The sequence below is a fragment of the Actinacidiphila guanduensis genome (genome assembly GCF_900103985.1).
GTDB lineage: Bacteria > Actinomycetota > Actinomycetes > Streptomycetales > Streptomycetaceae > Actinacidiphila > Actinacidiphila guanduensis.
Window position 1 is genome coordinate 1 of record NZ_FNIE01000008.1, and the last position, 14,837, is coordinate 14,837.

5 protein-coding genes are annotated in these 14,837 nt (G+C 74.6%); 1 reads left to right on the forward strand and 4 read right to left on the reverse strand.

From position 1 onward, the window contains the following. Positions 1–609: 609 nt before the first annotated feature. Entirely contained in the window at positions 610–9,228 is an 8,619-nt protein-coding gene (locus BLR33_RS18220; protein ID WP_176930307.1) for a hypothetical protein, read from the forward strand. Between the two features lie 114 nt (positions 9,229–9,342). Here BLR33_RS18220 and BLR33_RS18225 read toward each other — a convergent pair whose 3' ends face one another. The 4 genes from BLR33_RS18225 to BLR33_RS18240 form a co-directional block, all read right to left on the reverse strand. Next, positions 9,343–10,275 (reverse strand): carbohydrate ABC transporter permease, encoded by a 933-nt coding sequence (locus BLR33_RS18225; protein WP_093785586.1) that lies wholly within the window; start codon positions 10,273–10,275, stop codon positions 9,343–9,345. Further along, on the reverse strand, positions 10,272–11,630 hold the full coding sequence (locus BLR33_RS18230; protein WP_093785587.1) for an ABC transporter permease: 1,359 nt from the start codon (positions 11,628–11,630) through the stop codon (positions 10,272–10,274). Before BLR33_RS18230 ends, BLR33_RS18225 begins: the two co-directional genes overlap by 4 nt. Positions 11,631–11,640: 10 nt before the next feature. Continuing rightward, positions 11,641–12,972: an ABC transporter substrate-binding protein gene (locus BLR33_RS18235; RefSeq protein WP_093785588.1), complete on the reverse strand. Its 1,332-nt coding sequence runs from the start codon at positions 12,970–12,972 to the stop codon at positions 11,641–11,643. A gap of 258 nt (positions 12,973–13,230) precedes the next feature. Then, entirely contained in the window at positions 13,231–14,823 is a 1,593-nt protein-coding gene (locus tag BLR33_RS18240; RefSeq protein ID WP_245771526.1) for a glycoside hydrolase family 13 protein, read from the reverse strand. Positions 14,824–14,837: the final 14 nt, after the last annotated feature.

Below are 14,837 nucleotides of genomic sequence, written 5' to 3' on the forward strand. Positions count from 1 at the left end.
GGGCATGTGCTGGGTGCGGAGGGGGTGTTGTCGCAGGCGGGGGTGCGGCAGTTGCGCGGGGAGTTCCTGGCGCGGGTGTTCGCGGATCATCGGGAGGTGTTCGGTGATCTGACGACGAACGGCCGTACGCCTTTGGAGTCGTCGGGCCCGGTACAGGTGGGCAGGGACGCGGGGGTAGCCGCCGGCGCTGTCACCGACGGGGCAACTCCCGTGGCCGGGCGGCCGACCCCGGACTCCGTTCGGACGGCGGCCACGCCCGCCGAGCAGCCGCACACGGCGAACACGGCGAGCACGGACGGTCGTTCGGCGCCCGCGGTCCGTACGACGGAGACGGACGTATCCGCGCCGGCAGCGGTGAACGGGCGCACGGCAACGGCGACCGGCGGCACGGAGGCCGACCTCCCTGCGTCAGGTGCCCGTTCGGCCGCCGGCACCCCGGCGCCCGAAAGCGCGGTGGCGGGGAGCGCGGGCAATGCCGAGGCCAACCGCCCGGCGGACAGCGGCAGTTCCGCTCCCGCTCCGGCATCTCATGCCGCCACCACGACCGCCGGTGCCGGGGCCGACCGCCCTGTGGAGCAGGCCCGTTCCGGTGCGGGCACGCCGACGCCGTTGCCTCGTACGGTCGGTGGGCTCGACGGCGGGCGTGGCGGTGACGCCAGGGACCGTACGGCCGTCGCGCCCGAGCAGGTGTGGCAGGAGCGGGTTGCCGCCCGGCTGGACGAGCTGCCCGGCAGGGTGGAGGCGCAGCTGGCCAAGGAGGCCGCCGCACGCAACGCCGTGGACGCCGTGCACGAAGCCGCGAAGGGCTCCTGGCGGCAGGCACTGCCCGACCTGGGCAACCGTTTCACGGAGGCGTTCGGCCTGGGCACGCACGGCGCCGACAGCCGGGTCGAGCAGGCGGCCGCGCTCTCGCTCGCCCGCGACGCCCACACCCGGATCGACGCCTGGGCCGCCGGGCAGGGCCCGAAGGACCCCGGGGGCACCCCGCTGCCCAGCGCCCGCCATGTCGCCGAGGAGGCCACCGCCCCCGCCGTCGCGCGTCACCACACCGCGCTGGCCGTCGCCCGCGCCACCGCCCTGGACGACGCCGCCCACGAAGCCCGCACCCTCGCCCGTCAGCAGCCCGGCAGCACCCCCGAGACCGTCGAGCGCGCCGTCCAGGAGCACACCGACCACGTCGGCGCCCTCTTCGACCGTCTCTTCCGCGGTGCGGGACCCGGCTCGCTCGACCACGCCGCCGCCACCTGGACCACCGAGCGCGGCGGCCTGACCGCGCGCCTGCACGAGGACGTGGGAGCCGCCGCGCCGCACGTACCGACCGAGACGGGCGAGCACGGGCCGCAGGCCGGACGCGAGGTGACGGATGAGGCCGTACGGTCGGTGCGGCAGGAGGTCAACAGGGCGCTGCGGGACCTGAAATGGCCCGGCACCGCCACCGAGGCGACCGTCCGCGCGCGCCTGTCCGACCTGCCCTCGCACATCGCCCGCCTGCCGCGGCGGGCGATCGGCGAGTGGATCGCGGGCACCCTCGCCAACCACGGCGACCCGCTGGGCCTGAGCGGCGGTGCCCCCCGCCCCGACAGCCCCGGCGGCTCCGCGCACGAGGACGGTTCCGAGGCCGGCCCCTCGACCGCGCCCGTCCGCATCGACGAGCCGCCCGCCTCCGCCGTCACCCCCGAGCCGCCCGCCGTGCGCGGGAGCGGCACGGCCGCCGAACTCCCGCCCCCGCGGCTGCCGCGCTCCGCCTCCATGCCCGAACTCCGGGGCGCCGACAACCTGCGGCTCGACTCCGAGCCCCCCACACCGCCCGCGCGCCCGGCGCCCCTCGCGCACCCGGCCGCCGCGCACGTGCCGGAGCCCTCGCCCTCACCCGAGGCCCGGCCCCGGTCCGAGGACGAGGGCACCGTGCCGGACCCCGAGGCCGTACGGGTGGCGCGGATGCTCGTCCCGCGGCCCACCGGGATGGACGAGGGCCTGCACGAGGCCGCAGTGCGGCAGGTCGCCGAGGTGGTGCGCGACCCCGACACCGGGTTCCGGATGTGGGACGGCGGTGTGCGGGTCGAGGTCGGCCGCGCGGTCACGGCCGCCGACCGCGGCGGCCGGACGGTCCGGCTGGACGCGGCGGACCTCGACGGAAGCGGGTTCGGCCGGGACGCCGTCGTACGGGAGGTGGCGCGGGCCCTGCACGCGCACGGGCTGACGGACGGGGAGCGGGCCGCGGTCGCCGCCGCCCACGTACGGGCCCAACTCGCCGACCGGTACGGGCTGGTGGCGCCCACCGCCGACGCGTACTTCGGCGACCTCACCGTCCGCCACCTGGACGGCTCCCCGCTGCTCCCGCCCCGCGAACTCGCCCCGCTGCTCGACCGGTTGTACGGCGGCCGCCCCGACACCCCCGTCGAGCGCGAGCAGTCGACGCCCACGCCCCCGCCGCTGCCGGACCCGCGCACCGACCGCGAGCGCTACCCGGAACTCTTCGGCACCGACGACGACTTCCTCTCCCGTGCCGCCGCCGGCCTGCGCGGCAACCGCGAGCGCTTCCCCGACCTGTTCGGCTCCGAGGAGGACTTCCTCGCCCCCCGCTCGCCGGACCGCTCCCGCCCGGTGGCCGAACTCCCGCCGGAGACGGCCCCCGTACGCAGCCAGGACCCCTCGTCCAGCCGCCCTGCTCCCGTACGGCGGCCGGTCGAGGACGTGGTGCGCGAGGCCACCGTGGAAGGGCCTCCGCCGGTCAGGGACACGTTGAGGGACACCCTCAAGGACACGGCGAGGGATACGGTCCGGGATACCGGCAGGGACACGGCGAGGGACACGGTCCGGGACACAGGCAGGGACACGCCCAGGGACACCGTCAAGGACACGGTCAGCGAAGGGCCGGTGACCGAGGAGCAGCCACCGAAGGGGCAACCACCCAAGGAGAAGGCGGCCGCCTCCGAGGCCCCCGAGACCGTCAAGGTGCCCGAGGAGCCCAAGGAGCCCCAGGAGAGAGCCCCCGCGGCGCCCGAGACCGTCAAGGCCCCGGAGACACCGAAGGACCCCGAGGCTGCCGCCGAGAAGAAGGCCCCCGCCGAGGAGGACACCCCCGCACCGCCCAAGAAGACGCCCGCCGAGCGCGAGGAGCCTCCCACGCCCCAGCGGCCGAAAGGGCGCAAGGGCAAGGAGCCCATGCGCGGCGAGCGCGGCCAGGACCGCCGCGGCGACAGCTCCCGCCGTGATCCCCTCCCGGCCGGCCGCGGCCGGGACGACCCGGCGCGGGCCGAGCAGTGGCGGCGTCCCATCGGTGTGCCCCGGGCCGGGCTGCCGCACATCCCCGCCGTGGTGGAGCGGCTGCGGGCCTGGACGCGGGAGCTCGGCCACACCGTGCCCGAGGAGGTGTGGGACCGGTTGCCGCAGCGGCTGCTGTCGAACTACCCCTTCATGGTGGTGGGCCGCCGCGACCGCCCGGAGGGCCTGCTGGTGCCGCTCGGCCCGGTGGAGGCGCTGATCGGCCTCGACCCGGCCGACCCCCGCCCGTACGAGGGCTCGGGTCCGGTGAACGGGCGCCGGCTGCCGACCATCGCGGAGGAGGACGAGGGCGAGGACGGCGGGCCGGCCGCGAGCGGTGGCACCATGGTGGCGAAGCCGAAGGGCAGCATCCGCAAGCCCTACCGCGCGACCGCCACCGTCAACTCCTCCTTCGCCACCGGCGGCCATGCCCAGACCGAGTCCGGCGGCACCTCGGCCACCCGCGTGGGCGCCTCCATGGGCTACGGCATCGGCCTGCCCGGCGTGGCCCACCTGCTCAACGTCGGCGCGGGCGTGTCCGGCACCGCGAACGCCTCCAGCCGCTCGCGCACCCACCTCGCGGACTCCGAGCGCGGCCACGTGGAGGACAACCGCGACGAGCGCGGCCCGCAACTGCTCTCCTACCGGGCGAACTGGCAGCTGCGGCTGCGCCCGGTGGACCAGGGCGCCGTGTGGCCGCCCGCCCGCGGGGTGCACGAGCCGGACAGCGAGTCGCTGCTGCTGTGGGTGGCCCGGCCGTACCTGGACCGGCCGGGCGAGCAGGTCGTGGCGACCGGCCCGGACGTGCGGACCGACCGCATCCCGGGCACCTACTTCGCCTCCGGCCTGACCGGCCTGCCCGAGCTGTTCGACGGGATCGGCCGGGCGATGGCCGAGGGCGGGCTGCAGCTGTCGGCCGACCCGCGCACCCGCAGCGAGCTGGTGCACCGGCTGTGGAACCTGCAGACCTTCCTGGACGAGGCCGTCAACTCCCGGCAGGGCTACACCTTCCGGCTGCACGACCGCTACGGGCGCACCGTGGCGACGGTCCGCGTGCACAGCGAGCGGGTGCTGCCCGGCGAGGAGCAGGTGGTCGGCGCCACGAGCAGCACCGCGCACCTGGAGAACGTGCGCACATCCATCGACGGCATCGGCGGCGGCCACACCCTCGCGCAGAGCTCCACCCTGACCCCGCTCACCGCCGAACTCGACATGCTGCCCAGCCCCGTCAGCCACCCCGACGCCGGACTCGGGGTGAACCTCAGCCTGTCGACCACCTGGAACAGCTCGGAGGCGGTGGGCTCCATGCGCACCGGCCTGTGGGTGATGGTGCCCCGCTTCAGCGGCCCGACCTCCGCCTACGTGGGCAGCTTCCGGCACTACGCCGAGGTCACGCTGCGCAGCGGCGGCGCCGACGACGTCCACGTCACCGACCCGGTGCCGGGCGACGCGCTGATCCGCGTGCCGCGGCACGAGGCGTTCCGGCACGGCTTCCCCGTCGACCGCGACGCGCTGCACGACGACTCCACGGTCACCGGCGACACCGTGCCCTACCGGCCGGACGCGATCAAGGACGCGCCCTCGGCCGAGCAGCGCCAGGCGCGCCCGCTGCCCGCCCACCTGTCCGACCCCGCCCGCTACACTGGCATCGGCATGGGCCTGGTGGAGGTGCACGAGGAGACCGCCGACCGCCTCTACGACGCCATCTCCGGGGTGCTCGACCGGCACGGCTTCCTGCTGCCCGACCAGGACAACCCGATCGGCGGCCGCTCCTGGTGGCAGCTCGGCTCGGGCCTGGACAGCCGGGTCGACAACGAGGACATCCTCCGCAAGTTCCTGGTCGACGGCCTGCCCTCGCACCACGACCGGATGCACCAGTCCGACGGGATGGTCCTGGAGCTGCACCGCAGGCGCGGCTTCGCCGGGGTGGAGTTCGACGTCGACACCGCCCGCATCACCATCACCGCCACCCGCACCAAACCGGTGGAGTTCCTGGACTCCGCCTCCGACCACCACCTGGTCAACCTCGCCATGGGCATGGACAGTGCCTCGGCCACCGCCTCGGGCGGGCACAGCGTGTCGGCGGCACTGCGGGTCAAGGGCTCCTTCCGGCAGCTGCTGGGCGGCGCCGAGGGCTTCGGCGTCAACTTCGGCCGCTCCGCCTCCGACTCGGTCTTCTACCTCAACAACCGCCCCGAGCTGCTGGAGTACGGCGAGGGCGACTTCCTGCGGGTGCGCGTCACCAGCACCTACACCGCCACGATCACCTTCCGGCACAGCGGCTGGGCCGGAAGCGTCAACCCCGGGCGCAGGGACCCCGCGCCGGTGCACGTGACCGACCAGCCGGTGATCGCGCGGGTGCTGCCGCTCGGCGACGGCCGGCAGGGCTACGCCCCCGGACCGAAGGACACCACGCCCGCCCGCGTGCTGGACCAGGCGGTCATCTACCACCTGGACACCAGCGGCTTCCGCCGGGTGCTGTCCGACGCGATGGGTGCCGACCTCGACGGGCCGTCCGGCCCGGCCGCCCGCGTCGCCGACTCCATGACCGCCTCCCTGCGCGCCCACCTGAAGGAGGCCGCCTTCGGCGCGCTGACCACCGACCAGGTCTTCGACAACGGCCTGTTCCGCGACACCCACGTCGCGGTGGACGTGAAAGCATCGCTGGGCCGCTCGGACTTCATCGGCGCCACCGACAAGGCGTTCGTGCACGGCATCATCAAGCTGTGGCTGGCGCAGTCCACCATCAGCACCTCGACCTCGCGCGGGGTGACCTGGATCCAGGCCGACGTCACCGCCGGCGGGCCCAACGCGGCCGGCACCGTGAACACCTCGGGCGGCGCCGACGCCAGCCGGCACTTCCAGTTCAACTCCTCGCAGAGCCACGGCGTCGCCGGCGCCAAGGAGCTGATCGCGCTCAGCTTCTCGCACGTCTACCTCTACCGCTCGCACGCCGACTTCGACATCAGCTCCGTGCGCGAGGCCCACGGCAAGCTCGCCCCCGCCTCCTACCGGCCCGGCAGCCGCCAGGTGCGCGGCCGCGAGGTGATGTACCTGGTGCCCGAGCCGGAGGCGCTCGGCCACTACGCGAGCGGCGACCTGCCCGTCTCCCACCAGCAGCTCACCGACGCCATGGACCGCTGGGCCGCCGGCGACCTGAAGCTGCACCCCAACACCGCGGCCGGTGTGCTCGCCCGCTGGCAGCAGACCCCCCAGGGCAAGGCCGCCGCCGCCCCGTACGCCACCGCGCTCCACCGGCGCCACCACGACGAGGCCGACGTCGTGTGGGACGCCCGGGCCCGCGCCGACTTCGCCGCCGCCTTCCCGCACCTGCCGCTGGACGCGCGCGCCAACCCGCTGGCGTCCCTGCGGCTGCCGGAGTACCTGACCCGCGAGGACGTCGGCGGCAGCCTGCTCGGCCACAGCAACGTGCTGAGCATCGACCACAAGGGCGGCCTGTCCACGGCCGACCTGTTCCGGCAGGCGGTGGACGACGCGGCGCCCGGCCTGCTCACCCACAGCCCCGACCTGTGGACCGCGGGCGGCCGCCACATCGGCCGCCTGCAGGGCTCGCTCGACACCGTCGTGGGCCTGTTCGGCCGGGGCCGCGACGACGCCGCCTACGAGGACCTGCTGTCGGCCAACGGCGCCGAGTTCTACCTCACCAACCAGGTCGGCTGGTTCCTCGCCGACGTGGTCAAGGTGACGATCCGGGCCCGGCTGCTGCCCGGCGCCACCGTCGTCGGCCGGCGCGCCGACGCCGGCCTGGAGAACTACAGCCACCACTACACCAACACCTCGGTGGGCACCTCGCGCGACGACACCCAGTCCGTCACCGCCGGCAAGATCGGCGCCTCGCGGGCCAACGGCGGCGGTGGTGCCGCCCTCGCCGCCGGCAGCGGCGTCCACCGCGGCACCGCCCACAGCGAGGCCGGCGTCCAGGAGCAGACCGTCTACAGCTGGAACGGCCTGGCCGAGGTGCACGTCCCGCACTACTTCACCGTCACCGCGGTCCGCCTCGACATGGCCCACCGCCCGCTCAACGAGCTGGCCATCGGCGCCTTCCGGGCCGCGCGGGGCCTGGGCGAGCCCGGCATCGCCCGGGCCCGCGGCATCACCCGGCTGCAACTGCCCGGCGCCCTCGTCGACGCCACGCCGCACCCGCGGGCCGACCCGCTGGCCACCCTCGCCGACCCGCCGTCGGCCGCCGCCGGCTCCTCCCACCGGCCCGCCCCCACCTTCGACCGCGACCTGCGGCGGCTGCCCAAGCTGCCCGGCGACGCCTACGTCGCCGGCGTGGTCGTGGACGACGCGCTGCCCGCCGCCCGCCGCATGCTGCGGCAGGCGTTCGGCAGCGCCGCCGACGCCGAGCGCTACCGCGGCAGCCCCTCCCTGCCGGTGCTGCTCTCGCGCACCCACCTGGCCAACGTGCTCGGCCGGATGGGCCCGCAGGACCGGGTGCTGCTCGCCGAGCACCTCTTCGTGCCCGGCCGCTCCTCCTACGGCCTGCGGCTGTACCTGCACAGCAGCGCCTACGACCTGCAGGTGCTCTCCGACATCGACGGCACCGGCACCGGCCGCTACAACAAGCACCAGAGCGGCACGAGCGTGTCGGCGAGCACCGACCACTGGCGGCCCACCCTGTCGGCCAACGGCAACGCCGGCAGCCCCTTCGCCCGGCACCCCGCCGACTCCGGCTCGGGCTCCAGCAGCGCCAACCACCTCACCTCGCTGGCCCACGCCGCCGCCGGCACCAACAACTACCGCCGCGAGCAGCACGTCAAGCAGCAGGGCGACACGCAACTGGTCCGCATCCGGGTCCAACTACGGCTGCACGCCCAGGGCTTCCACCGGCACATCTTCACCAGGCCGACGTCCGACGGGGAGTTCACCAGCGAGCCGATCAACGGCGAGATGTACGTGGAGATGTCGCGCGACGAGGTCGCCCAGGTCCGCGCCCAGCTCACCGAGATCCGCCGCAGCACCGCCGGGCAGTACGCGCACTGGCGCCAGGCGGCAGCCGCCCGCCCGATCGACCTCGCCCCGCTGCTGCTGGGCGCCGCGACCGCGCCCGGCGCCGACCCCACCCGGGCCGACCTCGCCGTCAGTCGCCTGGTGCGCGAGGACGTCGGGACGCCGGCGCCGCGCGGCCTCGCGTTCACCGTGGACGGCGACCACCTCGCGCTCGAAGGGCACCGCGCGATCCTGTCGTGGGCGGTCAACACCCTCTCCGACGACCACGCCGCCATCCGCACCACCGACCCCTCCGCGGCGCCCCCCGACGAGATCCGCTCCTTCACCGACCGGCTGCGCGCCCTGCCCGCCGCCCCCGACCCGGCCCGGACCGCCGCGTGGCGCACCGCCACCCGCGAGGTCGTGGCCGCCGTGCAGAAGTACCACGTCCAGCGGCCCGACAACCCGCTGCGCGACGAGGCCCCGCTGCCGCCCAGGGCGACCTTCGCCGCCGTGGACCCGCGCGCCCTGGCCCGCGACCTCGCCCACCACCTCGACGCCTACGTCCGCTACGTGCCCCACGGCACCCCGGACGCCCCCCAGTGGATCGCCCCCGACGGCCGGATCCACACCGCGCAGCCCACCCCGCCCGCGATGCCGGCCAGCGTGCTGCACGCCTTCACCCCGGCGCCGGTCCGGATGGGGCGGCTGCGCTCGGCAGCCACGGCCGTCCGCGCCACCCGCCTCGCGCTGAGCAGCGCCCCGCCGGTCCCCTCGGACCTCGTCACCGGCAAGTCCCCGGGCTGGTACGCCGGGAAGCTGCCGCACACCGCCCGCGCCGGCCACGAGGTCAACCGGCCGTCCGGCAGCGGCACCGCGCACCGGGACACCCCGGCCCCGCCCCCGATCCCGATGCCGGCCCCGATGTCGTCCCCGCCCCCGATCCCGACACCGGTCCCCTTCCCGGCCCCCGCGCCCGCCGTTGTGCCGGAGCCCGCGCCCGCCGAGTGACCCGCCGGGTGACCCCTGCGGGCGGGTCGGCCCCGGGCACGCAAAGGACCCGGCCCGTACCGCAGGAGGAGCTGCGGCACGGGCCGGGCCTCAGGGAGGCACAGGTACTTCTCGTCACTTCACCGAGCCAGCCATCACCCCCTCCACGAAGTGCCGCTGGAAGGCGAAGAAGACGATCAGCGGCACGATCAGGGACAGGAAGGCACCCGGCGCGAGCACGTCGATGTTCGCGCCGAACTGCCGCATCTGGGACTGCAGCGCCACGGTCAGCGGCTGCGAGCGGCTGTCGGCGAAGATCAGCGAGACCAGCAGGTCGTTCCACACCCACAGGAACTGGAAGATGGTCAGGCTGGCCAGCGCCGGGCGGCCGACCGGCAGGATCAGCCGGGTGAAGATCGTCCACTCGCTGCCGCCGTCCATCCGGGCGGCCTCCAGCATCTCCCGGGGGATCTCCGCGAAGTAGTTGCGCAGCAGGAAGATCGCGAACGGCAGCCCGTAGGCGACGTGGAAGAGGATCACGCCGTAGATCGAGCCGAAGATGCCGATCGCGCCGAAGAACCGGGCCACCGGCAGCAGGCCGATCTGCACCGGCACCACCAGCATCCCGACGACGACGAGGAACACCGCGTCGCGGCCCGGGAACTCCAGCCAGGCGAAGGCGTAGCCGGCCAGCGCCGCGATCACCACGACGGCGGCGGTGGCCGGCACCGAGATCAGCACCGTGTTCCAGAACGCGTGCGTGATGTCGCCGTTGTCCAGCAGGTGCGAGTAGTTGGAGAAGGTGAGCGTGGAGGGGTGGGTGAAGGCCGTCCACCAGCCGGAGGAGTCCTCCTGGGCGCCCGGCCGCAGCGAGGAGACCAGCAGGCCCACGGTCGGGGTCAGCCAGACCAGGCCGACCACCACCAGCACGGCCTGCACGGCGCCGCTGCGCAGGATGCCGCCGGCCCGGCGGGCCAGTCGGGAGCCGGCCGGCGGACGGGGGACCGCCGGGCCGGGACGGGCGGGGGCGGCGGCGGGCGCCGGGCCCGCGCTGCTCGCGAGAGTCATGAGCCGCTCCTGCGGAAGCGTCGGATGTTGAGGACCATCGCAGGCACCACCAGCAGCAGCAGGACCACGCCGATCGCGCTGCCCAGCCCCTGGTTGTTGCCGCCGCCGAAGGAGACCAGCCACATCTGCAGCGCCAGCACGTTCGCGTTCTGCTGCACCGGGCCCGGCGCGATGATGTAGACGAGGTCGAAGACCTTCATCACGTTGATGACGAGGGTCACGAACACCACGCTGAGCACCGGCGCCAGCAGCGGCACCGTGATCCGGCGGAAGGTCTGCCACTCGGTGGCGCCGTCCATCCGGGCCGCCTCCAGCACCTCGCGCGGCAGTGCGGCAAGGCCCGCGCCGATCAGCACCAGCGCGAAGCCGGTCCACACCCACAGGTAGGCGGCCATGATCGCCGGTGTCACCAGGCCGGGGCCGAGCCAGGAGATGCCGCTGTAGGCGGTGGCGAAGTTCGACTTCGGCAGGGCCACCTGGTAGGAGCCGTCGGGCACTTTCGCGAAGCGGAAGGTGCCGTCGGGACCGCTGGTGGCCTTCGCCACGGTGTGCCCGTCCTTCTCCAACCGGACGTGCACGCCCGGCAGTCCGCGCTCGCCGGGGTCCACCTGCCCGGGCCGGCCTCCGCCGCCGGGCCGGAAGTCCAGGAAGACGGTGCCGCTCACGCTGCCGGGCCGCGCGGCCGCGGGCGCGGCCTGCACCGAGTCCTTGGGCAGCTTGGCCGGCAGGATGCCGACCATGCCGAGGCTGACGGTGCTGCCCGGCGAGGTGGCCGCCGAGGTGGCGAACCCGCCGTGCCCGTCGCCCTGAAGGGTGGCGCCCGCGCCCTGCCGCGCCCGGGCCCCGGGGTAGCTCGCGGAGTCGTGGAAGGCGTCGTGCACCGAGACGGCGACGGCGTTGAGCACCCCGCGGTCGGGGTCCTGGTCGTACACCAGCCGGAAGGTGATCCCGGCGGCCAGGAAGGACACCGCCATCGGCATGAAGATGACCAGCTTGAACGCGGTCTTCCAGCGCACCCGGTCGGTGAGCACCGCCAGCACCAGGCCGATGCCGGTCAGCAGCGCCGGGACGACCAGCACCCACACCATGGTGTTGCGCAGGGCGATCAGCGTCGCGTGGTCGCTGAAGAGCGTCTGGTAGTTGTCGAGGCCGACGAAGCGGTGGCCCTTGGCGTCGAAGAGGCTGCGGATCACCGAGTAGACGATGGGGTAGCCGACGAGGGCGCCGAGCAGCACCAGGGCCGGCAGGGCGAACACCGCGGCGGTGATCTTCGCCCGGCGGGACCGGCGGCGGGCGCCGGTCCCGTGCGGGCCGCCCGCGCGGGCGGGCGGCAGTGCGGTCTGAAGCGTGGCCACGGGATCCGCCTCAGCCCTGGTACGCCTTGGCGGCCGCGGACTCCAGCGTCTGCGCGGTCTTGGCGGGGTTGGACGGGTCGCGCAGGAAGTCCTGCAGGATCTTCCACTCGCCGGTGCCGGCCGTGCCGCCGAACGCCGCGGGCGCCTGGTCCGACATGTCGAACCGCACCCCGTTGCCGGCGTCCACGATCGACTTGGCGGTCTCCCGCAGCGTCGGGTCGGTGTAGTCGGTCAGCGGGACCGCCTTGTTGGGCGAGATGAAGCCGCCGGCCTTCGCCCAGATCGCCGCCGCCTGCGGGCTCGCCAGGTACTTCACCAGCGCCATGCCCGCGGCCTTGTCCTTGCCCTTGTTGAGCACCACGGCCGCGTCGCCGCCGCCGACCACCGGGGCCTGCCCGCCGTCGACCGCCGGGAAGGGGAAGAACTTCGCGTCGGTGCCGACCTTCTTGTGCAGCGCCTGCACATTGCCGCTGACGAAGTCGCCCTCGTAGGTCATGCCGGCCTTCGGCGAGTCGCCGAAGACCTGCTCCACCGAGGTGGGGAAGTCCGTGGCCAGGGCGCCCTTGCGGCCGCCGGCGATGAGGTCGTCCTGCTTGAAGAAGTCGCCCAGCGTGGTCAGCGCCTTGACCACGGTCGGGTCGGTCCACTTGATCTGGTGCTTCGCCAGCTTGTCGTAGTTGTCCGGACCGGCCTGGGAGAGGTAGATGTTCTCGAACCAGTCGGTCAGCGGCCAGCCGTCCTGCCCGCCGATGGAGAAGGCCGCGAGCCCGGAGTCGGAGATCGTCTTGGCGTCGGTCATCATCTGCGCGTACGTGGTGGGCGGCGTGACGCCCGCGTTGGCGAACGCGGTGGGGCTGTACCAGACGGTGGACTTGTCGGACGCCTTGAAGTAGAGCGCGTACAACTGGCCCTTGACGGTGCCGTAGTTCTTCCACACCGGCGCGTAGTTCTGCGTGACCTCCGCGTCCACCGCCGAGGACAGCGGCTGCAGCCAGCCGTTGCCGGCGAACTGCTGCACCACGCCCACCTGCGGGACCATCACCACGTCGGGCGCGTCGCCGCCGGCGATCTTGCTGCCGATGACGGTGGAGACGTTGTCGCCGGTGGAGACGAAGTCGGTCTTGGCCCCGGTCGCGTCCGTGAAGCCCTGCAGCACCTTCTTGAAGCTGGCCTGCTCCTCGCCGGTCCACACACCGGCCACCGTCACGGTGTGGCCCTTCAGGCTCTGGCCGCCCTTGGCGGCCGACGAGCCGCTGTCGGACGAGCCGCCGCCGCAGGCGGTCGCGGTCAGCGCCAGGCCGGCCACGGCGATGGCGGCGGGAAGGGTGTGTCGCACTCTCATGGTGAACTCCGTTGTCCTTGGTGAGGGCCCGCCGGCGGCGGGCGGCCGGGTCGCCGACCCGGGGCGGTACTCGGCGCGGGGCCGATGTCCGGGGCGCGGGCCGCCGGAGGAACCGCGGCACCTGACGGGGGGAAGGCGCCGCGACGGGACGGCGGCCCGCGCGTCTTGGGGGGACCGCCGGTCGCGGTCCGTTCTTCTCGGGGTGGTGGCTCTCGATAGGGCCCGGGGCGGCTGCGGGGGCCGCGCGTCGGACCGGTGTCAGTCGGGGTCGCTCGGCAGCACCCACCAGGCGGCGGTGTTGGCCGGCAACTGCCCTTCCGTACAGGGCCCGCTGGCCAGCAGCGGCGCGCCCGAGGTCGGCGCGGGCACCGGCTCGGTGCCGAAGTTCACCGCGCACACCAGGCTCTCGCCGCGGACGAACGCCAGCACGTCCGGCGCGCTGTCCAGCCAGCGCAGGGACTCGCCGGACAGCTGCGGCAGCCGGGTGCGCAGCGCGAGCGCGTCGCGGTAGAGATGCCAGGAGGAACTGGTGTCCAACTGGGCCCGGTCGGTGGTGTACCCGGCGAACCACTCCGGCTGCGGCAGCCACGGCCGGGCCGCGCCACCGGAGGCGGTGAAGCCGAACGGCGAGGCGTGCCCCGACCACGGCAGCGGCACCCGGCAGCCGTCCCGCACGTACCGGCGGCTGCCGGTGCGGCGGAAGATCGGGTCGGTGAGCACGTCGTCGGGCAGGTCCAGGACCTCGGGCAGCCCGAGCTCCTCGCCCTGGTAGATGTAGGCCGCGCCGGGCAGCGCCAGCATCAGCAGCGCGGCGGCCCGGGCCCTGGCGGTGCCCACCACGGGCGTCTCGTCGCCGTACCGCGTCACCGTGCGTACCTGGTCGTGGTTGTTGAGCACCCAGGTGACGGTCGAGCCGGTGCCGGCGATGTCGCGCAGCGCCTCGGTGATCGCCTCGCGGAACGCCCCCGCGCCCCAGGGGGCGCTGAGCAGGTGGAAGAAGAACGCCTGGTGCAGCTCGTCGGGGCGTACGTAGCGGGCCTGTTCGGCGGCGGTCGGCACCGACACCTCGCCGACCAGCAGGCGTTCGCGGCCGTCGCGGGCGGTGTACTCCTCGCAGATCGCCCGCCAGCGCCGCCACACCCCGTGCACCTCGGGGCGGTTCCAGGCCAGCGGGTTCACCGAGTCGCGGGCCCGCTCGTCAGCCCCGGGGTCGGGGGAGTCCGGCAGGTCGGGGTGGCGGAACAGCCCGGCGGCCACGTCGATCCGGAAGCCGTCCACGTCCCGGTCCAGCCAGAACCGCAGGATGCCGTCGAACTCCACCGCCACCCGCGGGTCGCGCCAGTTCAGGTCCGGCTGGTCGGGGGTGAACAGGTGCAGGTACCACTGGCCCGGGGTGCCGTCGGGCTCGGTGACCCGGCTCCAGGCCGGCCCGCCGAACATCGCCCGCCAGTTGTTGGGCGGCAGCTCCCCGTGCTCGCCGCGGCCGTCGCGGAAGTGGAACAGCCCGCGGTACGGGCTGCCCGGGCCGCCGGCCAGCGCCGCGCGGAACCACGCGTGGTCGGTGGAGCAGTGGTTGGGGACGATGTCGATGACCACCCGCAGCCCGTGCCGGTGGGCGTCGGCCACCAGCCGGTCGAACTCGGCCATGTCCCCGTAGACCGGGTCCACCATGCGGTAGTTGGCCACGTCGTAGCCGTGGTCGCGCTGCGGGGAGGGGTAGAAGGGGCTCAGCCAGATGCCGTCCACGCCGAGCCGGCGCAGGTACGGCAGGCCGGCCCGGACCCCGGCGAGGTCGCCGATGCCGTCGCCGGTGCTGTCCAGGAAGCTGCGGATGTAGACCTGGTAGACCACGGCGTTGCGCCACC

Bases quoted from the DNA above. Each gene is read 5' to 3' on its own strand.
- BLR33_RS18225 (WP_093785586.1), bottom strand. From the start codon at position 10,275: ATGACTCTCGCGAGCAGCGCGGGCCCGGCGCCCGCCGCCGCCCCCGCC.
- BLR33_RS18235 (WP_093785588.1), bottom strand. From the start codon at position 12,972: ATGAGAGTGCGACACACCCTTCCCGCCGCCATCGCCGTGGCCGGCCTG.